Below are 25,631 nucleotides of genomic sequence, written 5' to 3' on the forward strand. Positions count from 1 at the left end.
AATATCAATAGCAAGGAATGAAATCCCTTGCGAAGATAAAGTATTCGATTAGTTAGGCGGGATTTTGGCGTTTTGCCAAAATCATGACAAACTAAACAGCCTCCAGCCAAATCTCCGTATTCTTAAACGACGGCGTCAAACTTCTACCATCCGTTTCGGAAGAAACCAAAAAATTAGTTTCTGGATAGAAACCCAAAACGCAACCTTTGGCAATATCAAAAGCTACGATTTCAAAATTATCAATCTGTCCGGATTTACTTCTGACATTAACGCGTTGCCCATTTTTTAAGCCTTTTTCAGCAATATCCTCCGTGTTCATCAGTAACACATCTCTATGTTTTGTGCCACGCCAAGCGTCATGCTCTTCATACACTATAGAGTTAAATTGCCCCTCACTTCTGACAGACATCAGTGAAAGAGCATCTTTTGAACGCTCCAAATCGGGTAGGGGATTGAAAACAAATTGGGCTTTGCCAGATGTCGTACTAAATTCAGGGGTATGGAAGGTTCTGCCAGGTATCTGAAATTCTTCTTTAGTCAAGTCTATGTCGTTGAGCTTTTCAAAGCCGGGAATTACGGCGGCTATGGTTTTCCTAACCGCTTCATGACTTTTGAAGGCTTTGAAGTTTATCAATTCATCACCTAAAACACGACTTCCAATATCAGCAATGATGTCAACTTCTGAGCGGAGGTTTTCTATTCGATCAATACCGCCATCACTCATTCGAACATAGTTGAACATAGATTCCTGTGTGGTCTTTTGTTTCTCTTCATCACGGACGAGTACTGGGAGAATCAAACATTCTTGGTCTACCGCTTTTATGTGTCCTTCGTTAAGTGTGGTGTTAATGAAAACTTTAAGCGGAATTTTATTCAATGCCTTTTCGGCATAAGTAAGATTTGGATTGGAGGCATAAAGATTTCCTCCCAATAAGAAAGCCATGTCTACTTTTCCTTTATAAGCTTCCTCCATACATTTCATGGTATCCCAGCCGGCTGATGTAGGAAGTTTGACATTCAGGTGCTGTTCTATATTTTTAAATACGCTCTCTTTTAAAGCCGGAGAAACCCCCATAGAACCTATTCCCTGTACATTAGAGTGCCCTCTTAGTGGGAGTAGACCCGCTTCTTTTCTTCCGACCATACCGCGTAGCATGGCTAAATTGACAATGGCCTCCACGTTTTCAGATCCGTGTTTATGATGGGTAATGCCCATAGCCCATGAGAAAATGACGTTTTCTGCTTGAAGATAAACTTCCGCTATCTCTCTGATTTCTTTAGCCGGTAATCCTGAATTGTTTTCAATAGCATCCCAAGTAAGATGCTCTACGCCTTTTTTAAAGTGCTCAAAACCCTCTGTGTGTTGTTTTATGAAATCGTCGTTCAATTTGTTTTCTGCTATCAAAACTTTGGCAATTCCATAAAGCACCGCCATGTCACCTCCAATTTTTGGTTGAAGATAATGGGAGGCAATGTTTGAACCTGAGCTGAATAAAGAGCGGACATCAGAAGGAATCGAGAAATTTACCAAACCGGGTTCTTTGGCAGGGTTGAGCACCACCACTTTTCCGCCACGCCTTCTCACATGCAGCAGTTCTGTTAAGAAACGAGGATGGTTTGAGGCAGGGTTTGCCCCAATGACAAAAACTAAATCTGCTTTTTTGATATCGTGTACCTGAATGGTGGCTGTGCCTGTGCCAAGCGTACTTTTCATGCCCACACCACTGGCTTGATGGCAGTAATAAGAGCAGTTGTTTACATTATTGGTGCCGTAAATTCTTGCAAAAAGGTGTAGAAGAAAAGCGGCTTCATTGCTACTTCTTCCTGAGCTATAAAAGAAAGTTCTGTTTGGTTCGGTCGTTTTAAACTTGTCGGCTATTTTAGTAAGTGCATCCTCCCAAGTAATGGCTTTATAATGGTTTTCTCCTTTTAATTTTAAGAGCGGATGCCGTAATCTTCCCAGCATTTCTAATTCTCTTGGTCTAAGTTTTCGGAGCTGTTCTATACTATTCTCTGCCCAAAATTCAGCAGGAATGGGGGCTTGAATGTCGGTTAATTGTGCTTGAAGACTCTTTTTGCAAATTTCTATTTTGTCGTTGGCCTCGTTGACCATGCCGCCATTTTGACCTCCCATGCCGTAAGCACAGGTTTTACAGGTGTTTTTAGAAGTGATGGTTTTGGCTACGCTTCCTAGTCCAGCTTCTTTTATTACATGGAACGAATAAAAAATGGACTTCCAGCCGCCCACATAAGATTTTGTCTTCAATAGGTTTTCTTTTGATAATTTGAAGGTAAAAAAATAGTGTGATTTTAACGTAAAAAATCTCTCAAATCTTCAAATAGCCTTATTTTTGCCACGCATTAAGCAAAACCGAATTAATGATTTCGTACCAACATTTCGCCTTGAAAAATGGGCTTCAAGTATATCTTCATGAAGATAAAACCACGCCCATAGCAGCATTTAATATTGTATATAACGTAGGCTCTAGAGATGAGGACGAAAGCCGTACTGGTTTTGCCCATTTGTTTGAGCATTTGATGTTTGGCGGTTCTAAAAACATTCCAAGTTATGACGAGCCGCTACAAAAAGTAGGAGGGGAGAATAACGCCTTTACATCGCCAGATGTAACTAATTATTACATCACATTGCCCGTTTCAAATATTGAGACGGCTTTCTGGTTAGAGTCTGACCGAATGCTGAGTCTCTCTTTTGACCCCAAAGTACTGGAGGTGCAGCGTAAGGTGGTTATTGAAGAGTTTAAGCAACGTTATTTAAGCCAACCTTATGGTGACGTTTGGTTAAAAATGAGACCTTTGGCTTATAAAAATCACCCCTATAAATGGGCGACTATTGGTAAAGAAATTAAGCATATTGAAGATGCAACCATGGAAGATGTCAAAGGCTTCTTCTTTAAACATTATAGACCTAATAATGCGACACTCGTAGTGGCAGGTAATATTTCGCTAGAGGAGGTTAAAAGATTAAGCGAAAAGTGGTTTGGTGATATTCCTGCAGGGCCAAAAAAAGTAAGGAAATTGCCTGTAGAGCCTATTCAGACCGAAGCAAGGTTTTTAGAAACTGAAGCTAAAGTGCCGCTAAATGCACTTTATAAAGCGTATCATATGCCGGGTAGGTATCATGACGATTTCCATGAGGCAGATTTGATTAGCGATGTATTAGGCCGAGGGAAGTCATCAAGACTTTATAAGGAATTAGTTAAAAAGCAAGGGCTTTTTAATAATATTAATGCTTATATTTCTTCTTCCTTAGATCCTGGTTTATTGATGATAAGCGGCAATTTAAATGAAGGAATAAGTATGGAAAAAGGGAATGAAGCTGTCGAAAAAATTGTTAGTAAATTGACAACCGAATTGATGGAAAATAGAGAGCTAGAAAAGGTAAAGAACCAAGCGGAAGCTTCACTGCAGTTTTCTGAAGTAGAGTTACTAACTAGAGCCATGAATTTGGCATTTGCCGCTAATTATGGCGACCCAGAGTTATGCAATAAAGACGCTGAGAATTTGGAGAACATAACACCTGAAAGTTTTCAAGCCGTAGCAAAACAGGTACTGAGACCAGAAAACTGTAGCACCATGTTTTACAGAGCGGTTAATTAAGGAAGAGTTTTAAGCTTTTAGCCATTAAAGCAAACAATTAAGAAATAGAAACACTAAACATAAAAGACGTGAATAAGAAAGTAGCATTAATCATATTAGACGGATGGGGAATTCCTAAAGTAGGTGAAGAGTGGCGTTCGGCTATTGAAGCGGCCAATGTACCTTATTTTGACCATTTAATGAGCACTTATCCGCACAGCACGTTAGAGGCTTCTGGTAGAGCGGTGGGTTTGCCTAACGGTCAAATGGGAAACTCTGAAGTGGGTCATATGAATTTAGGAGCTGGAAGAGTGGTGTATCAGCAACTAGAAAAAATCAATGTAGAGCTTGAAGAAGGTAGAATGGGCGATGAGCCTGTACTTAAAAATGCCTTGAAATATGCTAAAGATAATAACAAAAAGGTGCATTTTATTGGACTGGTGTCTGATGGTGGTGTGCATTCTCATATTGACCATTTAAAAGGTCTGACTAAGATAGCAGCAGAGGCAGGATGTAAAGATGTTTTTGTCCATGGTTTTTTAGATGGCAGAGACTGTGACCCTAAGTCTGGAAAAGACTTTGTATCTGATTTGCAACTGCATTTAGCCACTCATGGTGGTCAAATAGCCTCTTTGACAGGAAGGTATTTTGCTATGGATAGAGATAAAAGATGGGATCGAGTAAAACTGACTTATGATGCCATGGTGAAGGGTATTGGTGAGCATTCTGTTTCAAACGGTGGCATTCTTTCTGTCATCCAAGATGCTTATGACGCTGGAGTGACAGACGAATTTATGAAGCCTATTGTGGTAACGCAGCACGACAAACCTGTGGCTGTGATTGAGGAAGGTGACGTGGTGATGTGCTTTAACTTTAGAACAGACCGTGGCCGTGAAATTACGATAGCACTTACGCAAGAGGCTTTCCCTGAGCAAGATATGCATCCATTGAAACTGAAATACTTAACCATGACTAACTATGACGCTACGTACAAAAACGTGGAGGTTATTTATGAGAAGGACAATTTGGTGAATACCATGGGTGAGGTATTAGAAGCTGCTGGAAAGAAGCAAGTTAGAGTAGCCGAAACAGAGAAATACCCGCACGTAACATTCTTTTTCTCAGGTGGACGTGAAAAAGAATTTATAGGAGAAAGTAGAATCATGGCTCAATCGCCAAAAGATGTGGCTACCTATGATTTGAAACCAGAAATGGCAGCTGCAGATATTAGAGACGGCATCATACCAGAACTAAAAAAAGGTGATGTTGATTTTGTGTGTTTAAACTTTGCCAACCCAGATATGGTAGGGCATACCGGTGATTTTGGTGCCGTAGTGAAAGCTGTGGAAACGGTAGATGCTTGTTTAAAAGAGGTGGTAGAGGTAGGGTTGTCAAATGGATATTCTTTCATCATCATCGCCGACCACGGAAATGCGGATTACATGTTAAATGACGACAAGTCTGTCAACACGGCTCACTCGCTTAACCTAGTTCCGTTTATAGTGGTAGACCCAGAATACAAAGGCCAGCCCGAAGCTGGAAAACTAGGAGACGTAGCACCTACTATCCTCAAAATGATGGACGTAGCAATCCCAGCAGAAATGACGGGTAATATCTTAATTTAAAAAAAACAGTTTTGTTTTGATATTTAAAAGGAGCCTCGAGGCTCCTTTTTTTTTCTAAATAAACCTTTTAATTTTAATGATAAGGTCAAGCATCCCAGTCTTGACAGACAATCTTAGGATTAATTCCAATAGTAGGGCTCCTGAAAATTATTAAATAGGATACTTTTGTGTCAGTATGGAGTGGTTTAAAGTCTTGCATGAAATTATAAACGGCATAATTGTTGAAGGTAGGCGTCGGTTGTAGTTTCTGAGAAAATCTTGAAACTTTCAAGCTCTCTTGAAACGAGGAAGAAAGAAATTTTCTAATATTTATTGGGCTTAAAAACAAATCCGTCTAACAAAAATTGAATGATTATTTGTAGCAGAAGTGATAAGCTTGTGCTGCAAAATTATGCTTGATTCCATTTAATAGTGTCAAGAATCATCAACATTAATTGATCATTTCAGAATTTCGATAGCTCAAACTTTTACTTCAAGTCTCTCGCCCGAAAGGGCTAGAAATGAGCTTTTAGAATAATTTTTTAATCTCCTAAATCGATCTGCTTCTTGTTCGCTAAAAAGCATTTAAGCGTATTCGTACCTAAATAGGCTAAATCATATTAAAGGAATGGCTGTGTGATTCAATATAGATGTATCAACTTTCCTTTATTCAGCGGGCATATCAATGATATATTTAATCAATTTGGTAGTGATTTTACAGTCTAAAATGGCACGTTACCAAGGAATGTAATCTGCCGAATGGCACTATTTTTGCGGAGTTCGTGTGGGTAAAAGTGGTGTTTGTACCAAAAAAGCTAATATTTAAATTATGATATTTTTAAGTACCCGAAAGCTCGTTATATAATTGTCGGAGATGGATAAGACGGAGCTAGTAAAACTCATTTAATGATAAAGCTATAGTGGTTGTTTGATTTAAGGGATTGGTAGCCTTTTTAAAATTTAGAACTTGGAAAATAATTTCTTACAAAATGAGTTTTTTTATTTTTTTGTTAGCTTTTCTGCAAGGACATCATGCGGTCCTTTGCATTTCTACGCAACGCCCTGTTTTTATTATAAAAGGCAAAGTTGAGCAGGTCGATCAGTATTGTAAAGGTGCAAGACCAACAAAAGAAACACTTGGTACGTCGTATCAACCTAAGCCCTATCCAAATAAAACTTTCTACATCAAGAAAGGGGATTCAAACTTCACCTGTCGCTCAGAAATAATTAAAACCTTTTCGACGGATATTAATGGTGATTTTACCTTTGAACTTCCACGGGGTCACTATGCTATAATGATGGAAGAGCAAGTTTTACCACTTGAGCTTAATGAATTTGAAAATGAGAATTTTCAAATAGATAAAGACTGTATAAATAAATGGATTAAACAGCCTTATTATACTTTTGAAGTTACAGACCACAACTTAGAACTTATGAAGTTCTCCTTTATAAATAGATGCTTCTTAAAAACACATATTCCCTGTATTACTTATAAAGGGGTAATGAAACACTAAATTTTACATGAAATTAATAAACATTTTCAATGTTAGCTTCTTGCTACTGTTAGCAATCAATTGCTTTAGTCAGAAGAATACATCCAATAGCCAAGATGCGACATCTGTTAATAGTAAAAATACTGATGTTTTGCCAAGTAACATTAAGCCCAAAAATAGAAATATTGAATGGCGAGAGTTTGGTGATAGAAGAGGTGTCACTTTTATGGAATTACAATCCGCTTTTAATAAAAATTGGGATGGTGTAAAACCTAAAAAAGGTCAAGGGTATAAACCCTTTAAAAGATGGGAGGCTTTTACGGCTCCTAGAGTATATCCATCTGGTGACATGACTTTGCCATCAACGGCATATGGCAACTTTGAAAACTGGCTAAAGGAAAACACTAGTCAGCCAAATTCCAAGGCCAGGGTGAGTATGAATCTTATGGCCGCCAACACAAGTACTGGAAACTGGACAGAAATAGGTCCATTGAGTAAGCCTTCTGGTTATGACTCGGGTGTGGGGCGTATTGATATGGTTCGTTTTGATCCTAGCAATCCATCAATCATGTATGTGTGTTCTCCTGACGGTGGACTATGGAAAACTATTGACGGCGGAGTAAATTGGACTACGAACTCCGACTTTCTGCCCATTATAGGTTGTGCAGACTTGGTGATCGACCCCACCAATACTCAAATAATGTACTTAGCCTCTGGTAATAGAGAGTATGATAGAAGTAGTATTGGTATTCTAAAGTCCATGGATGGCGGAAGTACTTGGGGGACTACCGCGTTTGTAATTCCTGCGAGTAATGGGTGGACCATCAGACGTTTGATTATGGACCCTGCCAACCCGCTAAACATGATTGCGGTTTTAAATGCAGGGATGGCCGTAACTACCGATGGTTGGGCAACCGTTAATTATCCTAGTTTATCAGGAAGTTATGATTTGCAGGACGTTGAATTTAAACCTGGAGATCCAAATACGGTGTATGCCGTAGGCAAAGATTTTTATAAATCGACAAATAAAGGAGCTACGTGGACGCAGATAACTAATGGTTTACCAAATTCAAGTAGTGTAAGCCGTGCCTTGATGGCTGTTTCTGAAGCAAATTCAGCTTATGTATATGTGCTATATGGTAATACTGATGGGGGCTATTTAGGAACATATCGTTCTTCAGATAGTGGCGATTCATTTTCTGAACGCTCTTCTATGGCTTCTTTATCAAACAATATTTTAAACTGCGATACATTAACTACTGATCCTGCAGGTCAGGCTACGCATAACTTAGCTCTTGTGGTCTCTCCTTCCGATGCCAACCTTGTAACCATTGGTGGATGTAATGCTTGGCAATCAACGGATGGAGGAACTTCTTGGGCATTAAGATCTTATTGGTTAGGTAATGATACCAATTATCCAGGTGTAGGCATGTCTTCCGCCGACTATGTGCATGCAGATATTCAGTCCCTTGAGTATTTGCCGGGTAGCAATACCACGCTTTTTATAACCAGCGATGGGGGTATTTCAAAATCATTGAATAATGGTACAAATTGGACTGATATCAGTACAAATTTGAGGGTTGCTCAGATGACCAACGTTGGTCAGTCATCATTGACGCCTTATAATATGATTGCAGGTTTACAAGACATTGGAACTTTGAAAAATACGAATGGAAATTGGTATGTAACAAACGGTGGAGATGGCGAAGATGGATTTATTGATCGTACAGATGATCAAGTCATCATAACTTCAAATCCTAACGGAGCCTTTGCATTATCTTTAGATGGTGGAATAAATAGAACAAACATTACTGGTTTACCCGCAGGAATCGAATTTTTTAGCCCTATTCATCAAGATCCGGTAGATGCTAGTTTAGTTTATGCCGGTGGACGTCCAGCTTTGTACAAAAGCGATGGTGTATTATCAGACGCTAGTGCGACTTGGACTACTTTAGGAATTCCTGTAGGTAATGGTGGAATTACTCGTTTTGAGATAGCACCAAGTAATACTCAAATAATATATGCTGTTAAGGCAGATATATACAATACCGGTTCTATTAATATTTCAAAGTCGATAGATGGTGGCTTGAACTTTACGGACATCACTGCAGATTTGCCAGTTGATTTGGCGGTAATAACAAATTTGACCGTATCAAATACAGATGCAAATAAAGTGTGGGTAACGTTTTCAGGTTATAACGCATCTACAAAAGTTTTTAAGACAGTGGATGGTGGTGCCAACTGGATTAATATTTCTTCTGGTTTACCAAATATTCCAATGAATACCATTGTTTACACAAAAAATAGCCCTTTAGATGCGGTTTATTTAGGTGCGGATATCGGTGTTTATTATATGGATAATAATACACCTTGGACCCAATTTTTTACAGACTTACCAAGAAACCATGTCAATGATTTAGAAATCTATTATCCCACTTCAAAAATCAGGGCTGCCACTTATGGAAGAGGATTATGGGAGAGTGATTTGTACAGTGTTTGTATCAAGCCAAATGCAGGCGTAGACCAAGCACCAAGCTGCGTAGGTAATACGGCAATTACAACAGTAACATTGGCAGCCACAGCCGTAACAGGCGGAGCATGGAGCCAAGTAACTGGTAATCCATCAGGAGCAGTATTTACAAATTCCAGTGCCGCCAACTCAGAAGTGACGGGACTAAACCCTGGCGTTTATAACTTTATTTGGGCTGTCAATTCCACTTGTAGCGATACCGTTAAAGTGACCATCCCAAGTTGTGTTTGTATCAAACCAAATGCAGGCGTAGACCAAGCACCAAGCTGCGTAGGTAATACGGCAATTACAACAGTAACATTGGCAGCCACAGCCGTATCAGGCGGAGCATGGAGCCAAGTAACTGGTAATCCATCAGGAGCAGTATTTACAAATTCCAGTGCCGCCAACTCAGAAGTGACGGGACTAAACCCTGGCGTTTATAACTTTATTTGGGCTGTCAATTCCACTTGTAGCGATACCGTTAAAGTGACCATCCCAAGTTGTGTTTGTATCAAACCAAATGCAGGCGTAGACCTAGCACCAAGCTGCGTAGGTAATACGGCAATTACAACAGTAACATTGGCAGCCACAGCCGTATCAGGCGGAGCATGGAGCCAAGTAACTGGTAATCCATCAGGAGCAGTATTTACAAATTCCAGTGCCGCCAACTCAGAAGTGACGGGACTAAACCCTGGCGTTTATAACTTCATCTGGGCGGTTAACTCTACTTGTAGTGATACGGTTAAAGTGACCATCCCAAGTTGTGTTTGTATCAAACCAAATGCAGGCGTAGATCAAGCACCAACTTGTGTAGGCAATACCGCCATAACTTCTGTAACATTAGCCGCCACAGCAGTAACAGGCGGAGCATGGAGCCAAGTAACTGGTAATCCATCAGGAGCAGTATTTACAAATTCCAGTGCCGCCAACTCAGAAGTGACGGGACTAAACCCTGGCGTTTATAACTTTATTTGGGCTGTCAATTCCACTTGTAGCGATACCGTTAAAGTGACCATCCCAAGTTGTGTTTGTATCAAACCAAATGCAGGCGTAGACCAAGCACCAAGCTGCGTAGGTAATACGGCAATTACAACAGTAACATTGGCAGCCACAGCCGTATCAGGCGGAGCATGGAGCCAAGTAACTGGTAATCCATCAGGAGCAGTATTTACAAATTCCAGTGCCGCCAACTCAGAAGTGACGGGACTAAACCCTGGCGTTTATAACTTCATCTGGGCGGTTAACTCTACTTGTAGTGATACGGTTAAAGTGACCATCCCAAGTTGTGTTTGTATCAAACCAAATGCAGGCGTAGATCAAGCACCAACTTGTGTAGGCAATACCGCCATAACTTCTGTAACATTAGCCGCCACAGCAGTAACAGGCGGAGCATGGAGCCAAGTAACTGGTAATCCATCAGGAGCAGTATTTACAAATTCCAGTGCCGCCAACTCAGAAGTGACGGGACTAAACCCTGGCGTTTATAACTTTATTTGGGCTGTCAATTCCACTTGTAGCGATACCGTTAAAGTGACCATCCCAAGTTGTGTTTGTATCAAACCAAATGCAGGCGTAGACCTAGCACCAAGCTGCGTAGGTAATGCGGCAATTACAACAGTAACATTGGCAGCCACAGCCGTATCAGGCGGAGCATGGAGCCAAGTAACTGGTAATCCATCAGGAGCAACATTTACAAATTCCAGTGCCGCCAACTCAGAAGTGACCGGATTAAACCCTGGCGTTTATAACTTCATCTGGGCTGTCAATTCCACTTGTAGCGATACCGTTAAAGTGACCATTCCAAGTTGTGTTTGTGTCAAACCAAATGCAGGTGTAGACCAAGCACCTACCTGTGTAGGCAATACGGCCATAACCTCTGTAACATTAGCCGCCACAGCAGTAACAGGCGGAGCATGGAGCCAAGTAACTGGTAATCCATCAGGAGCAACATTTACAAATTCCAGTGCCGCCAACTCAGAAGTGACGGGACTAAACCCTGGCGTTTATAACTTCATCTGGGCGGTTAACTCTACTTGTAGTGATACGGTTAAAGTGACCATCCCAAGTTGTGTTTGTATCAAACCAAATGCAGGCGTAGATCAAGCACCAACTTGTGTAGGCAATACCGCCATAACTTCTGTAACATTAGCCGCCACAGCAGTAACAGGCGGAGCATGGAGCCAAGTAACTGGTAATCCATCAGGAGCAGTATTTACAAATTCCAGTGCCGCCAACTCAGAAGTGACGGGACTAAACCCTGGCGTTTATAACTTTATTTGGGCTGTCAATTCCACTTGTAGCGATACCGTTAAAGTGACCATCCCAAGTTGTGTTTGTATCAAACCAAATGCAGGCGTAGACCAAGCACCAAGCTGCGTAGGTAATACGGCAATTACAACAGTAACATTGGCAGCCACAGCCGTATCAGGCGGAGCATGGAGCCAAGTAACTGGTAATCCATCAGGAGCAGTATTTACAAATTCCAGTGCCGCCAACTCAGAAGTGACGGGACTAAACCCTGGCGTTTATAACTTCATCTGGGCGGTTAACTCTACTTGTAGTGATACGGTTAAAGTGACCATCCCAAGTTGTGTTTGTATCAAACCAAATGCAGGCGTAGATCAAGCACCAACTTGTGTAGGCAATACCGCCATAACTTCTGTAACATTAGCCGCCACAGCAGTAACAGGCGGAGCATGGAGCCAAGTAACTGGTAATCCATCAGGAGCAGTATTTACAAATTCCAGTGCCGCCAACTCAGAAGTGACGGGACTAAACCCTGGCGTTTATAACTTTATTTGGGCTGTCAATTCCACTTGTAGCGATACCGTTAAAGTGACCATCCCAAGTTGTGTTTGTATCAAACCAAATGCAGGCGTAGACCAAGCACCAAGCTGCGTAGGTAATACGGCAATTACAACAGTAACATTGGCAGCCACAGCCGTATCAGGCGGAGCATGGAGCCAAGTAACTGGTAATCCATCAGGAGCAGTATTTACAAATTCCAGTGCCGCCAACTCAGAAGTGACGGGACTAAACCCTGGCGTTTATAACTTTATTTGGGCTGTCAATTCCACTTGTAGCGATACCGTTAAAGTGACCATCCCAAGTTGTGTTTGTATCAAACCAAATGCAGGCGTAGACCAAGCACCAAGCTGCGTAGGTAATACGGCAATTACAACAGTAACATTGGCAGCCACAGCCGTATCAGGCGGAGCATGGAGCCAAGTAACTGGTAATCCATCAGGAGCAGTATTTACAAATTCCAGTGCCGCCAACTCAGCAGTGACCGGATTAAACCCTGGCGTTTATAACTTTATTTGGGCTGTCAATTCCACTTGTAGTGATACCGTTAAGGTGACGATTCCAAGTTGTGTTTGTATCAAACCAAATGCAGGCGTAGATCAAGCACCTACCTGTGTAGGTAATACTGCAATAACTTCCGTAACATTAGCCGCCACAGCAGTAACAGGCGGAGCATGGAGCCAAGTAACAGGTAATCCATCAGGAGCAACATTTACAAATTCCAGTGCCGCTAACTCAGAAGTGACGGGACTAAACCCTGGCGTTTATAACTTCATTTGGGCTGTAAACTCAACCTGTAGTGATACGGTTAAAGTGACCATCCCTAATTGTGCTTGTATCAAACCAAATGCAGGCACTGATCAAGCACCAACCTGTGTAGGTAATACGGCAATTACAACAGTAACATTGGTAGCCACAGCCGTATCAGGCGGAGCATGGAGCCAAGTAACTGGCAATCCATCAGGAGCAACATTTACAAATTCTAATGCCGCTAACTCATCAGTTACCGGACTAAATCCTGGCGTTTATAACTTCATTTGGGCTGTCAATTCCACTTGTAGTGATACCGTTAAGGTGACGATTCCAAGTTGTGTTTGTATCAAACCAAATGCAGGCGTAGATCAAGCACCTACCTGTGTAGGTAATACTGCAATAACTTCCGTAACATTAGCCGCCACAGCAGTAACAGGCGGAGCATGGAGCCAAGTAACAGGTAATCCATCAGGAGCAACATTTACAAATTCCAGTGCCGCTAACTCAGAAGTGACGGGACTAAACCCTGGCGTTTATAACTTCATTTGGGCTGTAAACTCAACCTGTAGTGATACGGTTAAAGTGACCATCCCAAGTTGTCCTTCAGTTATCGATCTTGTGCTTACGAAGCAGGTTGATAAAAAGGTCGTTGAATTGGGAGATGAATTAGTTTATACCATTAAGCTATATAATCAAAGTAATGTGGCTGCAAATAGAATTGAAGTAAGTGATAGCATAGCCAACACCATTCAAATTGTACCTGGAAGTTTGGTTGCGAGTCGTGGAAGTGCATCGATTCAGAATAATTTTATTCAATGGAGCATACCAAGTATTGCCGCAAATTCAGGCTCAAATGGAGATACTATTACATTGAGCTATAAGATAAAAGTAGTTGCAGAAGGTCTTCATTATAATACAGCCAATATCATTAAGATAAATGGAAACCTTGTAGATTATACTCCAGGTAGTGGTTTTAATCCCGATCATGGTAATGTTAATCAATGTTTCACTGTTCCATTGAAATTATGTCCTGGAGACCTGACTGAAATAGTTATACCTTCTAAGTTCATGAATGTGTTTTGGTTCAAGGATGGTGGTTCTACTCCGGTAGCTTTTGGAAATATCGTCCAAATAGGAGATGTCGGAATATATACATTTACATCTACGAATGGTACTTGTCCAGAAGGTGGTTGTTGCCCAGTAATCATTGAAAATAGAGATTGTTGTCCATTTGAAATTTGTATTCCAATAAAAGTCATAAGGATTAAATAAGTAATTTTTACGATAGAAGGAACTTGTCATCCTTTAAAGGTTAAACGCTCTTAGTTTAAATTTCTTTAATATAAGGAGTAAAGCATCCCCCCCATAAGTGAAAACTGTAGGGGGGGATTTTATTCTTTTGTCCCGTCCTCAAATAGCTTTACAATCAAAGTATCCCGTCCAAATTATTGGGGTATAACATTAACAACGCTTCTATACGGGCTGATTACACTTCTTTTCTAAGTATTCGTAAGATATGTTCTTGATGGAGGAGATATTAGCACCAGCAGTCCTACTTAGTTTTAGCAAGAAATCCTTTGTTGATTTTAGCGTAAGTGCTTGTTGCGTAGAATACTATGATAACCTTAGGGTTTTCTGCTTTAGCTATTTATAATCTTTTAAAAAGTTAGGAAATTGAAAACATCAGCTCTTAAGCTTTGACTCTTAGTGTAAATATGAAGTTCCTTCCAGGTGCAGAAATCCCTGAAGCGAAAGACCTGTAGTTTTTGTCTAGCATGTTTTCCAAGGAAAATTGAGATGTGATTCTCCTATTTATTTCAAAGGACATTTTTAAATTGAGCGTATACCAAGAGGGCATTCCGTCTGGTGTGGCATACCGTAAATTATCCTCTCCGCTTGGAGAATAGTTTTTTAACTTTTTCCAACCATTATAGATACTGTATACTTCACCGTTAAACCTACTTTTCTTATAGGAGATTGATGATTTACCATGACTTGGAGGAATATGGTCTAATGGTGTTTTTGAAATATCTGTTAGGTGACCTTTAATTAGATTGTATGATGATGCTAACTTGAAATTGTCAAACATGAGATAAGACAGGGTAATATTTCCGCCGTATAATAAACCATTATCAGCATTTTGGTTTGCATAAACATTACTAATAACTCCTTGATATTCTATACTGGAATTTCCATTCAGATTGAATGGTCTTAAAACGATAGCGTTGTCAAAAAAAGTGGTGTAAATGGAAGTACTAACAGAGAAATTTTCTGCTATGTTTTGTTCCGTTCCAAACTCAATGTTGTAGGTATACTCTGGTTTTATATTGGGGTTTGGAACTACAACTTGGCCTGGAGCCGAATCAAACACTTTGGCGAGATCATCAACATTAGGAACCCTAAATCCATTGGAAAAGAGTAGCGAGTATTTGTTTTTTCTTTTGGTCAAAAAAGTCAAACCTAAATTACCCACAACAGCTTCATTTTTTTGAACAAATGAATCATAGTCAAATGGATAAAATGTTTTATCCTCGAATTGGCTTGTCAAATTATTGAAAGAATATCTAAGCCCATAGTTTAGAAAAAGGAGGTCTTTAACCAACATTTTTTTAGAAGTTAAATAGGCAGATAAGGAGTTTACTTGGCTTCCTCCATCTGGATAACGCGTTGCTGTAGGTAGCTTCGGTGCGTATTGACTACCTCCCAAAACGTTTCTTTTAAAAGCCTTCGAATCTACGTCATTATTTAGATACTCTAGTCCGTATTGGTATGTTGTTCTCTTTATATGCTTTATGAAATCTGCATTTAAGCTAAAAATAGACACTTTTTCAAGTTGAGAATACAAATTTTCTGCGTTCCATTTTCTGTTATGTCTGCTTTCTTTTGCTTGTTGATATGCTGCTTTAATACTAGAATTATCATATAGTTTTTCGCCTTTTAGCTTTAACTCATAAGCGAATAAGGAACGGTATTCTGGTCCGTAATACCATTCCGCAAATCTGAAATCACCATTTGAGTCAAGTTCCGTTAATCTATCATAGCGTGGCGTATCTCCAGTGAGTGATAATTGAAAGTTTAGAATGTGCTGTTGTTTTTCAGAAGCCTTGAATAATACTTTTTGCAACAAGTCTATTTGAGAATAACCGCTGAGCCTTTGAATATTTGGATTGGAATTTTGTTGAGTTACATCTTTCACTAAGCTTTCTCTGGATTGGAAATTCGGTCTCAATCCGAAGTCAGGATAAGCTTCTCTTCTTTGATTTCCTTGTTTTATGTCACCAAAATCACTAAAGGTTAAACTTGAAAAAGACGCCAATCTTTTTGAACCTAGATTTATATCAACGTGTGCTGTTTTCTCATTGATGGCCGTTGAATACCTGGTATAGGCATTGAAACTAGATTTATTAAGCTTTGGCGTTTTTGAATTAAACGAAATTACGCCACCTAGGGCGTCGCTTCCATATATGAGAGAACCTGGGCCAAAAATAATCTCCGCGGATTCAAGTATGGATTGATCTATTCTTAAAATGTTTTGTAAGTGACCACTTCTATAAATGGCATTATTCATTCTTATACCGTCAATTACTAATAACACTCTGCTGGCTTCAAAACCTCTAAAAACGGGGCTTCCACCACCACCTTGACTTTTTTGTACAAATACATTTCCTGAATTCAGTAATAGGTCCGCCGTATTACCCAGATTTTGAAATTCAATTTCTTTCTTTCTAATTTGATAAGTTTGTATGGGTTGTTCTCTTTTATTTTCCTCGAATTTATTTAAAGTGACCGTAATTTCATTTAACTCCAATTCCAAAACACGACTCGTGTCAGTCTGAGCAAAACTTGAAAAGGTCATTAAAAATGGTATAGAAAAAGCTAATGCAATTATTAGTTCAGTAATATTTCTCCGTACTGATTTTCTATTAAAGCGAAAGACTAAAAAGATACCTGGATTTAGTTTCATGTTAATGGCGAAATATTCAAATGACAGCTATGGTTATTACTTAATCAAAGTTTAGACCAGAATGGATATTTCGTTCTTTAATAGTGACCGATGATGACATTATTTTTGGAACGTTCTGTCAGTTAAACCATTAAGTAGTTTTGCAAGGTCTATAAAAATGGATTGAAATTTTAGAAAATAAGTCATAAGGTCTAATAATTAGTTGATTTTTAGTCCTAATGCAGTGTGTTTCTAATATTACCAAGTGCTAAATTAAGATTTTAGTCGAAGGGCTTCCCCTTCAAAGCCAAGACCTTCCCAACCTGTCTTTATGAAATTCCTAATGTTCTGATGGTCTGCGGCGTCAGGGTTTTCTAAAACATCTTTTCGGTAATAGTCTCCAAAGCAAGTCAGAGTTTCCGTCACACTCAATTTGTTCAAAAGACCAAAGGCAAAAACTTTACAAGAGCCATTATTTTGACCAGCATCATTTTGAGTTTCACCGTTTTTGAAAGCGGTGGGGGTGAAGTCATAATTAGCGTCTATAAAATCTATGACATCTTTAAATTGAACTGTTTCTGCGTTGTTTTTTATTTGTGTTATCACTTTGAGATACTTTTTTTACGAAGATAGGGAAATGGCTACAAAAGAATATGAGTTGGTTTTTTTAATATAGGCCTTTACAAAAACTATAATTGATTATCTTAGTTGAAAATTAAAAGATACGTTTTGCTAAAAGAAAACCTACCTGAAGTTTGACTCAGAGGGTCTATTCCAGAAATACCTGTACTGTTACAGCCATCTGCTCATGCTTTACTACAGACATCTTATGAGATATTAAATGACTTTCCTGAAGAATTATTAATTCAAGAATTGAAGAGCCACGGTTTCTTTTCATTTAAAACAAATGACTGGCATGTTGAATAGAATGCTTACTTATGCTAAAGGTATACCATTAAATAAGGAACAGTTTGATCGTAGAGAAACTAAAGAACCTCTTTCTCAAAAAGAGGAGTTTATAAAGGCTTTTAAAACCTTGGTTTCGGAAGCCTTAGCCTATAATATAACTTTGGAAACCGAAGCCCCTCTTGTCAATAGAGGTGTTGATAGAAAACAGCTACCATCCACTGTTATGGGTTTGTTATTCCATTTGGCAGAGCACGTACAGCGTCATTTGGGAGCTTTATTAGTAATCGATTCTGTTTTGAAGGCGACCAAATTTTAACCCTTAGCCAATTTTCCTCTGAAAATCTTTTTTACCGTATTGGTAAATCTTCTGCTCGTAGGGTATTTTCTGTATGGCGTTATATTATTGAAAATCAAACCGACCGCAAAAAGTATTAGGGTGCCGCTTAGTACAGGAGATAGCACATAAATATATCCTAATTCGGTTATTTTTTCTGAACCAATCACCGCAATTAAAGCCGTGGCTCCTCCAGGAGGATGCAGCGTTTTAGTGATTTGCATAATAACTATGGACAGAGAAACGGCCAAGGGTGCCGTAAGCCAAATGATGTCTGGAAATATTTTATAAATGGTAACACCTAAAATTGCAGAAATAACATGCCCACCTATAAGGTTTCTAGGCTGGGAAAGGGGGCTCTGTATGGCTCCATAAATGAGCACACTGGAAGCTCCAAAAGAGCCAATCAAGAATATATTTTCGTCTTTGGTCAAAAAGTGACTTTGTAAAAAAGCAATGAGTGCGATGCCTATAAAAGCTCCCAAAAATGACCAAAGATGTTCTTTGCTATCTACTAAGGTTTCTTTATAGATAACATACCGTGAGACTCTTAGTCCACGTTTAAATTTAGCTTTTACCACGAATTTATATGTTCTTAAAGATGGGTTTCCGCAGGTAATAGCTTATTCTTAAAGAGAATTTTCAAGAAACAGTTTCACCAGGGAATTGGAGTAATACTTTAAGAATTGTAAGTTTTGTTGTCCCCAAAATTAAAAATTATTGGGCAGTTTGAAAGCAGGGAATAGCTTGTTTAAAAAAGTATAAAGACTTTTCCTGTAAGTCTATAGATAAAGTGTGTTTTTGTTTAAATCTATGAAACAGTTATATGCGACAGTATATGGTTCAGCGTGAATATTTCTGGTATAATTTCTAATCAGAAATTATACTTTTATAGTAATAAGCCGCTAAGATTGTATGACAAAACATATTGTTTGACTGTAGTCAGATGTTTGATTATAACAGCTTTACCGCAAAATAAAACACTTTGGAATTACTTTTATAGCTCATTGGACAGTCTTAGCTTTATTAAAAACTAAACAGTCATGAAAAAAATAAGCCGCTTATTAATTGCAGTTTTTGCGTTCTTTTTGATTTCATCATGTGGTAGTGATGACGAACCGACTAACCAAGAAATTTTAGTGGGAGAATGGTCCGGTACATTGGTTCAGCCAGAGTTTGGAGAGCTAAAGACGGTATTCTCAATAAGTTCCGTAAATGGTAATATGGGTACAGGGAGTGGTTCTTTCACATCCGGAGATCTGTCAAATTGTGACAATACACAGTTTGTCTGCACCGCTCTTTTCTGTAATTTTTCCCTAGATATGGTTTCTTCGTCTGGAAGCTTTTTTGTTTTTGACCAAGCCATTTCGGGAACAAATAACACCTGTGGCGATGGAATTTTTGAAATTACAGTTGTTAATTCAAGCACCATTAATGTCACTTGGTATGAAGAACCCTATCCCGATAATAGAGCAACGGGTACTTTGACAAAAAAGTAAAATCAATAAAGATTTGCGTAAACCCCGATTACCTTAGAGTTCATAGCATAAGGGTTGTGTACAAAAGCCCTAATGTTAGAGATAATCAGGTAGTTAATATTTACTGATTAGTGATAAGCATTTCACTTTCCATAGTCATTGGGATATTCATGCCATTGGGCATTTGAGGATTTTCTTTAATAATGACCGAACCCTCCATGTTTTGATGAATGGTAGCTTCTAAAATCCATCCCGTTTTTCTATCTACCTTAATTTCAGAATTCATGATACCATTCATGTTATATCTCATAGGTAGACCATTGGTTTCTATATAAGCGTCTTTCTCTTCTGTTTTGATGGTAGAGTTCCCTTTAATTAAAGAGTAGTCTGGTTTGTTTTCTACCAGTTGATATGCGGTGTTCATAACAGCAGACATTCCAGATTCTAAAGCAGTCTTTATATTCCAGATATCTCCTTTTTTTACGGGTTTGTCTGGAAAAATAGCTGTCACCATTTCAATGTTACCTTTTAAGGCCTCTCCACCATAAGCTTTTAAAATTTGGGATTTCATTTGCTCTCTTTGCATTTCAGGTAGTTGGTCAAATTGGTCTATGGCATCACCCCAAAGGTTGTCTACCTTTTTTACCGCTATAACTTTTCCTGTTTTATTCATAAGTACGCCGAAGGGTTTTCCCTTCATGGCGGCAAGCATAGAAGAAAAAACATCGTTCTCATCGCTTTTTTCAGAGTTGAAATCCATAGTTCCTTGAGGCATTTCCATCACCATGCCCAGCTTTTCAAAACTGGCGTCCATTTCGTAATTATCTCCTTTAATACCAGTAACCATAAATAGCATGGTGCCTTTTACGGTCATGGTGATTTTCATTTCTCCACCGTTTAAGTTCTGAACAATATTGACTTTAGAATTTGTGTTTTGTCTGTAAACTTTGCCTTTTTCCAGTCTTAGGGATAAATCAGTGCCTTGGGAGAAGGAAGGATGACATAGGAAAAGAGCAATAAACACGAAGAAAGGAATTCTCATAATTTTAAGTGATTTGTGTATTTAGGAAGTAATATCCTATTATTCTTGATGATAAAGGCCAGAAGTTAAGCCCTAAATAGGTTGTGTTATATAAGATTTTTGTTCTTGAAATTGGATGCTTAAAACTAAGACTTTTTCTGCAAAGGGAAATGCATTTATAAATCAACTTAACGTTAATTAAGTTTTCTCAATTCTTAAATGCTCGATGATATCCGAAGCAACCATGCCATTCATGCCTCTTTTATTGGCAGCGTCATTTCCAGCTTTTCCGTGATAATAAACACCAATGATTGCGGCTTCTAAAGGACAATAGTTTTGTGCCAATAAACCAGTAATAATGCCTGTAAGCACATCCCCACTACCGCCAGTGGCCATGCCCGCATTCCCAGAAGTGTTGAAATAAACCTGACCTTCTGGTGTACAAACAGCCGTATGGGCATCTTTTAAAACCACGATACAACTAATCTTTTTGGCCAAGCTTTTAAGTTTATCCAAACGTTCTTCTGAATTTTTCCATTTGCCTACCAGTCTTTCAAACTCCTTTGGGTGAGGGGTAAGAATACTGAATTTAGGAATGTGTTCTAGTAATGTTTTATTTTCGGAAAGTATATTGAGAGCATCGGCATCTATTACCATGGGTTTTTTATAGCTGCCAAATAGCTCTTTTATAAAAGTTTTGGTTTCTATTTTTGTGCCAATGCCAGGTCCTACTGCAATAGCACTATACTTTTCAAGCGTTTCAGGTATTTGAGTCAGGTGGTTGTCTTGAGGATCCGTAATGCACATGGCTTCGGGTAAAGAAACCTGCATGATTTCATAACCGCATTTTGGAATGAAACTGCTTAATAAACCCACACCACTTCTTAAACAGGCTTTTGAACTAAGAACTGCTGCTCCTATTTTGCCATATGATCCCGCTATAATGAGGGCATGGCCATAGCTACCTTTATGAGAAAAAGATTTCCTAGCTTTTATGATATGAGAGACTTTTTCATCCAATACGTAATAAGAGCATTCTGTCTTTTGTATAAAATGTTCATTTAGACCAATATCTACTACGGCCCATTCCTTTAGGAATGGTCCACTTTCAGGAAAGAAGAAGGTCTTTTTGGGTCTTTGAAAACTTACGGTGAAGTCTGATTGAACAATGATAGCATCAGATTCAGGAAGGTGATCTGCATATAGTCCAGATGGTAAATCAATAGAAAGAACTGAGGCTGTTGAATTATTCACAGCTTGAATGCATTTAGCCGCAGCTCCCTCTACAGGTCGGTTTAAGCCAGAACCAAATAAGGCATCAATAATGGTATCGTAAAGAGTGAAATTAGGCATTTGACTTTCCAATTGGATAAGCTGTACTTGCGGTAATCTCTTGAAGTTAGTTATACAATCTGGTGAGCAATTTTCAGGATATCCAAGTAAAAAAATATCAACTTGATATCCTTTATCTTCCAATATTCTGGCTACCGCTAAGCCATCTCCACCATTGTTTCCCGATCCACAGACAATCGCTATTTTATAATTTTGATTTATTCTGGGTAAAATAGCGTTGACAAATGCTTTAGATGCCCTTTCCATCAAATTTATGGAAGCGATGGGCTCATTTTTTATAGTGAAATCATCAGCAGCTTTGGTTTGATCTGCATTAAGTATTTTAGGTAGCTCTAGGTTTAATTTCACGTTTTAATTGACTTAAGTGGGTCATGAGCAATTTACAAAAATAAAGAATTGGGTGATGATACCTGTCAAGGATTTTGTGACTTACTAAGAACAGAAGGAGTGATTCTTTACATTGTTTTAACCCGGATTCTGCTTTAGGAAATCGAAAATGTAATGAATCAGACAATTAAAGGAAATTAGCATATCGTTTACCCTGAGCTAATGTCGAATGGCCATGGTGATTGAGTTTAAATGGGTTTACGAACTGATTTGAAGCAATTTAGCTACGATCCCGATAAAATTGGGAGATTGCCTAATGCATAAAGCGGGTTTAATCTAAAGTACAGGGAAAAATAGCACAACAGCCAACCTTTTCCTTTGCTGGTTCATTTAATTGATATCAATGTTTAAGAACACGTAACATTACCAAGTTTAAAAATTATGAAAAAGTATTTTTTGCTATTGCCATTAATTGCCTTCGGATGTGAATTTGAAGATGTAAAAAATGAGATAATCGTAGACCCGCCAGCGTATGCTTGTTTGAAAGAAAAATTTGAGGAGTTTTCTAAAGAACAAGCTTGCGACAATGACGTTAATATTAAAGCCTATACATTCCAAGACAGTACGGTTGTTGTCTTTAACCCAGGAAACTGTGGAGCTGATATGGCCTCTGAGGTATTGAATCTTAATTGTCAGCGTATAGGACTTTTAGGAGGAATAACGGGTAATACCGTTATAAGAGAAGAAGAGTTTTCAAATGCCGTTTTTTTAGAAACGATTTGGGAAAAGAAGAAGTAAGCATTGGTTATACACTTAGGGAATCCACTGAACCAATGAATTTTCCTTCTCTTTGAATTGAGAAGGAGAAAGGTTCCTTTTCTTCTTAAACACCCTACAGAAATAAGAGAAGCTATTGAAGCCACTGGCTAGATATGCTTCTTTTATACTGGTTTTTTTCTTTTTTAATACCCGCTCGGCAATTTTGATGCGTTCATCGATAATGAAGTCATTAGGAGAAATCCCCATTTCATTTTTAAAGGTTCTGTAAAAGCTAGACTCGCTCATATATGCTTTTTGGCTTAGATCTTCTACAGAAAGCTGCTTTGTGATATTTTCCTTTATAAACTTAATAACATAGCTTATTCTATCATCTGTACAGCTAAAGGCTGAGTTTTTAAGGTGTAAGCCCTTTGACTCCGTTTGTACTATTCTTATTAAAAGTTCTTGTAGAAGAGCATCTGCAAAGAGGTCTTTCGACGGGTGGTTTTCTGCAAAAATGAAAATGAGTCTTTGTAGAATCTGCTGTATGGCAATGTCGTTTGTGAAGTGAAAATTATAGTCGGTCATCTGCCACTCTTTCCCTTCGTTTTTCGGACTTTTCTCATTAAGAATCTGAATGGTGGATTTTATAAGGTCGGTGGAGAAAGAGAGGGCAAGGCACTGCGTCGGTTTTTGGGCTGTGGCTTCCGGGAAGTCAATACTCATGAGTTCGTTTCTGGGTAATATGACAGACTCACCGGGAAAAAAATCAAACGATTCTAAGCCATTTAAATGCATTACTTTTTTTCCAGTCAGCATACTCGCTAAAACAGGGTCTGGAAATTTTAGTAGGACGTCAGTGGCTTGCTGATGCGTTTCAAAGATATTTAGCTCTGCATTATTCAAAGAATGAATTGTACGGTTTTCTACCAAGGTTTCCAACTTTCTTCTGGAAGGGTATGATGACGATAATGTGAGCATATATGATGAGATGTTCTTATACCTAAATGTATGTAAATAGTATAATTCTATCAATAGATATGAATTTATATATCTCCAATGAATCCGATTTTGAGAGAATATTGAAAGAGATGAGAGTATAATACAATAGTTTGGGCTAAAACTGAAACGGTCAGGCAGAATAGTATTATTCAAATGTGATTTTTCAGCGATTAATTTATACATATATAATTTATCAAATCAAAAACTATTGAGATATGTCGGAATTACAAATGATAAGCGAAACCCTCGCAACCAAACCAAAGTTTAAAGAACAGTACGATAATTTTATAGGAGGTAAATGGGTAGCTCCTTTAAAGGGAGAGTATTTTAATGCTGAATCTCCAGTAGATGGAAAGACTTTTACTAAGGTGGCAAGGTCAACAGAGGAAGATGTGAACTTGGCTTTAGATGCGGCATGGGCAGCTGCACCGCAATGGAACAGCTCTTCTGCTACAGAAAGGAGCAATATACTCCTTAAAGTGGCGGATATTATGGAAGCCAATTTAGAGTTATTGGCTAAAGTAGAAACCTGGGACAATGGTAAACCTATTAGAGAAACGCGTGCAGCGGATTTGCCACTAGCGGTAGATCATTTTAGGTACTTTGCAGGTGTAATTAGAGCAGAGGAGGGCTCAGCTTCAGAGTTGGACGGAAATACGCTCTCTCTTATTATAAATGAGCCGCTAGGCGTAGTTGGACAAATTATTCCTTGGAACTTTCCTATTTTAATGGCTGCTTGGAAACTGGCTCCAGCTCTTGCAGCGGGAAATTGTGTGGTTCTAAAACCTGCGGAACAAACTCCAATAGGCATTATGGTACTGATGGATTTAATTAAGGATGTTTTACCTTCAGGTGTATTAAATGTAATTAATGGTTTTGGCTTAGAGGCTGGTAAGCCATTGGCGTCAAGCCCAAGAATTAACAAAATAGCTTTTACAGGGGAAACCACTACAGGGCAGTTAATTATGCAGTATGCTTCTAAGAATATCATTCCTGTGACGCTCGAGTTGGGTGGGAAATCTCCTAATGTTTTCTTCAAAAGTATTATGGAGGCCGACGATGAGTTCTTTGACAAATGCTTAGAGGGAGCTACGCTTTTTGCTCTAAATCAAGGTGAAGTATGTACTTCTCCGTCAAGAATACTGGTTGAAGAGTCTATTGCCGAAGCTTTTATTGAAAGGTTTATCGAGCGTGTGGAGGCCATCAAAATGGGGCATCCTTTAGATTCAGAAACCATGATGGGAGCACAAGCTTCTAAAGACCAATACCAGAAAATACTAAATTATATAGAAATAGGAAAAGAGGAAGGTGCAGAGCTATTGACCGGTGGGGCAGAAGCTTTGGTAGATGGTCTTGAGCAAGGGTATTACATTAAGCCTACGGTGTTCAAAGGGCATAATAAAATGAGAATATTCCAGGAAGAAATCTTTGGGCCAGTGGTATGCTTAACTACTTTTAAAGACGAGGCTGAAGCTATAGAAATAGCCAACGATACACTTTATGGTTTAGGTGCTGGGGTTTGGACCAGAGACACACATCAGGCTTATCAAGCTTCTAGAGCCATTCAGGCTGGAAGGGTATGGGTAAACTGTTATCATCATTATCCAGCTCATGCTCCATTCGGAGGGTATAAAAAATCTGGAATTGGTAGAGAAAACCATAAAATGATGTTGGGACATTACCGACAAGCTAAAAATATGTTGATTTCTTATGACAAAAAGAAAATGGGTTTCTTCTAAGA

Annotated in this window: 16 protein-coding genes; 8 read left to right on the forward strand and 8 right to left on the reverse strand. The window is 38.8% G+C overall.

Going from position 1 to position 25,631, the window contains the following annotated elements:
- Window positions 1-91 precede the first annotated feature (91 nt).
- A complete protein-coding gene (locus tag ACSBFT_RS03220) occupies window positions 92-2,266 on the reverse strand; it encodes an FdhF/YdeP family oxidoreductase (RefSeq protein WP_489603430.1) in 2,175 nt (724 codons plus the stop codon).
- Window positions 2,267-2,379: 113 nt separating this feature from the next.
- Between ACSBFT_RS03220 and ACSBFT_RS03225 the strand changes: the two genes are divergently transcribed.
- The 4 genes from ACSBFT_RS03225 to ACSBFT_RS03240 all read left to right on the forward strand — a co-directional run bounded on the left by ACSBFT_RS03225 (window position 2,380) and on the right by ACSBFT_RS03240 (window position 14,036).
- Window positions 2,380-3,618 (forward strand): M16 family metallopeptidase, encoded by a 1,239-nt coding sequence (locus ACSBFT_RS03225; protein WP_489603432.1) that lies wholly within the window; start codon window positions 2,380-2,382, stop codon window positions 3,616-3,618.
- A 68-nt stretch (window positions 3,619-3,686) separates the two neighbouring features.
- Complete coding sequence (gene gpmI / locus ACSBFT_RS03230; protein WP_463045435.1) at window positions 3,687-5,222, forward strand: 2,3-bisphosphoglycerate-independent phosphoglycerate mutase; 1,536 nt, start codon at window positions 3,687-3,689, stop codon at window positions 5,220-5,222.
- A gap of 968 nt (window positions 5,223-6,190) precedes the next feature.
- The gene (locus ACSBFT_RS03235) at window positions 6,191-6,715 is read left to right on the forward strand and encodes a hypothetical protein (protein ID WP_489603433.1); all 525 of its coding nucleotides are present in this window, start codon (window positions 6,191-6,193) and stop codon (window positions 6,713-6,715) included.
- A gap of 7 nt (window positions 6,716-6,722) precedes the next feature.
- Complete coding sequence (locus tag ACSBFT_RS03240; RefSeq protein ID WP_489603434.1) at window positions 6,723-14,036, forward strand: hypothetical protein; 7,314 nt, start codon at window positions 6,723-6,725, stop codon at window positions 14,034-14,036.
- A gap of 418 nt (window positions 14,037-14,454) precedes the next feature.
- Here ACSBFT_RS03240 and ACSBFT_RS03245 read toward each other — a convergent pair whose 3' ends face one another.
- From ACSBFT_RS03245 to ACSBFT_RS03255, 3 genes are all read right to left on the reverse strand, one after another.
- Window positions 14,455-16,620, reverse strand: coding sequence for a TonB-dependent receptor plug domain-containing protein (locus ACSBFT_RS03245; protein ID WP_489603435.1), 2,166 nt, complete (start codon window positions 16,618-16,620; stop codon window positions 14,455-14,457).
- 360 nt (window positions 16,621-16,980) lie between these two features.
- The gene (locus tag ACSBFT_RS03250) at window positions 16,981-17,313 is read right to left on the reverse strand and encodes a HopJ type III effector protein (protein ID WP_489603437.1); all 333 of its coding nucleotides are present in this window, start codon (window positions 17,311-17,313) and stop codon (window positions 16,981-16,983) included.
- 163 nt (window positions 17,314-17,476) lie between these two features.
- A complete protein-coding gene (locus ACSBFT_RS03255) occupies window positions 17,477-17,605 on the reverse strand; it encodes a hypothetical protein (protein ID WP_489603439.1) in 129 nt (42 codons plus the stop codon).
- Between the two features lie 18 nt (window positions 17,606-17,623).
- On the opposite strand from ACSBFT_RS03255, the gene ACSBFT_RS03260 reads away from it, so the two are divergent.
- A complete protein-coding gene (locus ACSBFT_RS03260) occupies window positions 17,624-17,932 on the forward strand; it encodes a hypothetical protein (protein ID WP_489603441.1) in 309 nt (102 codons plus the stop codon).
- Here the strand turns inward: ACSBFT_RS03260 and ACSBFT_RS03265 are convergent.
- Window positions 17,929-18,531, reverse strand: coding sequence for an HPP family protein (locus tag ACSBFT_RS03265; protein ID WP_489603442.1), 603 nt, complete (start codon window positions 18,529-18,531; stop codon window positions 17,929-17,931). The two genes, ACSBFT_RS03260 and ACSBFT_RS03265, sit on opposite strands and share 4 nt — an antisense overlap.
- Window positions 18,532-18,993: 462 nt before the next feature.
- Between ACSBFT_RS03265 and ACSBFT_RS03270 the strand changes: the two genes are divergently transcribed.
- Window positions 18,994-19,449, forward strand: a complete 456-nt coding sequence (locus tag ACSBFT_RS03270; protein ID WP_489603444.1) for a hypothetical protein — start codon at window positions 18,994-18,996, stop codon at window positions 19,447-19,449.
- Window positions 19,450-19,549: 100 nt separating this feature from the next.
- Here ACSBFT_RS03270 and ACSBFT_RS03275 read toward each other — a convergent pair whose 3' ends face one another.
- On the reverse strand, window positions 19,550-20,470 hold the full coding sequence (locus ACSBFT_RS03275; RefSeq protein WP_489603446.1) for a DUF6263 family protein: 921 nt from the start codon (window positions 20,468-20,470) through the stop codon (window positions 19,550-19,552).
- A 177-nt stretch (window positions 20,471-20,647) separates the two neighbouring features.
- Window positions 20,648-22,150, reverse strand: coding sequence for an NAD(P)H-hydrate dehydratase (locus tag ACSBFT_RS03280; RefSeq protein ID WP_489603448.1), 1,503 nt, complete (start codon window positions 22,148-22,150; stop codon window positions 20,648-20,650).
- A gap of 420 nt (window positions 22,151-22,570) precedes the next feature.
- Between ACSBFT_RS03280 and ACSBFT_RS03285 the strand changes: the two genes are divergently transcribed.
- Window positions 22,571-22,927, forward strand: a complete 357-nt coding sequence (locus ACSBFT_RS03285; protein WP_463048120.1) for a DUF6970 domain-containing protein — start codon at window positions 22,571-22,573, stop codon at window positions 22,925-22,927.
- Between the two features lie 15 nt (window positions 22,928-22,942).
- Here the strand turns inward: ACSBFT_RS03285 and ACSBFT_RS03290 are convergent, their stop codons facing one another.
- Entirely contained in the window at window positions 22,943-23,869 is a 927-nt protein-coding gene (locus ACSBFT_RS03290) for an AraC family transcriptional regulator (RefSeq protein ID WP_489603449.1), read from the reverse strand.
- Between the two features lie 236 nt (window positions 23,870-24,105).
- On the opposite strand from ACSBFT_RS03290, the gene ACSBFT_RS03295 reads away from it, so the two are divergent.
- Complete coding sequence (locus ACSBFT_RS03295) at window positions 24,106-25,629, forward strand: aldehyde dehydrogenase family protein (protein WP_489603451.1); 1,524 nt, start codon at window positions 24,106-24,108, stop codon at window positions 25,627-25,629.
- Window positions 25,630-25,631: the final 2 nt, after the last annotated feature.

It is taken from the genome of Arcticibacterium sp. SM2516, from assembly GCF_057914865.1.

Excerpts from the sequence above, each read along its gene's own strand:
- ACSBFT_RS03290 (WP_489603449.1), bottom strand. The coding sequence starts at position 23,869 with ATGCTCACATTATCGTCATCATACCCTTCCAGAAGAAAGTTGGAAACC.
- ACSBFT_RS03275 (WP_489603446.1), bottom strand. The coding sequence starts at position 20,470 with ATGAGAATTCCTTTCTTCGTGTTTATTGCTCTTTTCCTATGTCATCCT.
- ACSBFT_RS03245 (WP_489603435.1), bottom strand. The coding sequence starts at position 16,620 with ATGACCTTTTCAAGTTTTGCTCAGACTGACACGAGTCGTGTTTTGGAA.
- ACSBFT_RS03240 (WP_489603434.1), top strand. The coding sequence starts at position 6,723 with ATGAAATTAATAAACATTTTCAATGTTAGCTTCTTGCTACTGTTAGCA.
- ACSBFT_RS03270 (WP_489603444.1), top strand. The coding sequence starts at position 18,994 with ATGAAAAAAATAAGCCGCTTATTAATTGCAGTTTTTGCGTTCTTTTTG.
- ACSBFT_RS03235 (WP_489603433.1), top strand. The coding sequence starts at position 6,191 with ATGAGTTTTTTTATTTTTTTGTTAGCTTTTCTGCAAGGACATCATGCG.
- ACSBFT_RS03285 (WP_463048120.1), top strand. The coding sequence starts at position 22,571 with ATGAAAAAGTATTTTTTGCTATTGCCATTAATTGCCTTCGGATGTGAA.
- ACSBFT_RS03225 (WP_489603432.1), top strand. The coding sequence starts at position 2,380 with ATGATTTCGTACCAACATTTCGCCTTGAAAAATGGGCTTCAAGTATAT.
- ACSBFT_RS03295 (WP_489603451.1), top strand. The coding sequence starts at position 24,106 with ATGTCGGAATTACAAATGATAAGCGAAACCCTCGCAACCAAACCAAAG.
- ACSBFT_RS03260 (WP_489603441.1), top strand. The coding sequence starts at position 17,624 with ATGTTGAATAGAATGCTTACTTATGCTAAAGGTATACCATTAAATAAG.
- ACSBFT_RS03255 (WP_489603439.1), bottom strand. The coding sequence starts at position 17,605 with ATGAAAAGAAACCGTGGCTCTTCAATTCTTGAATTAATAATTCTTCAG.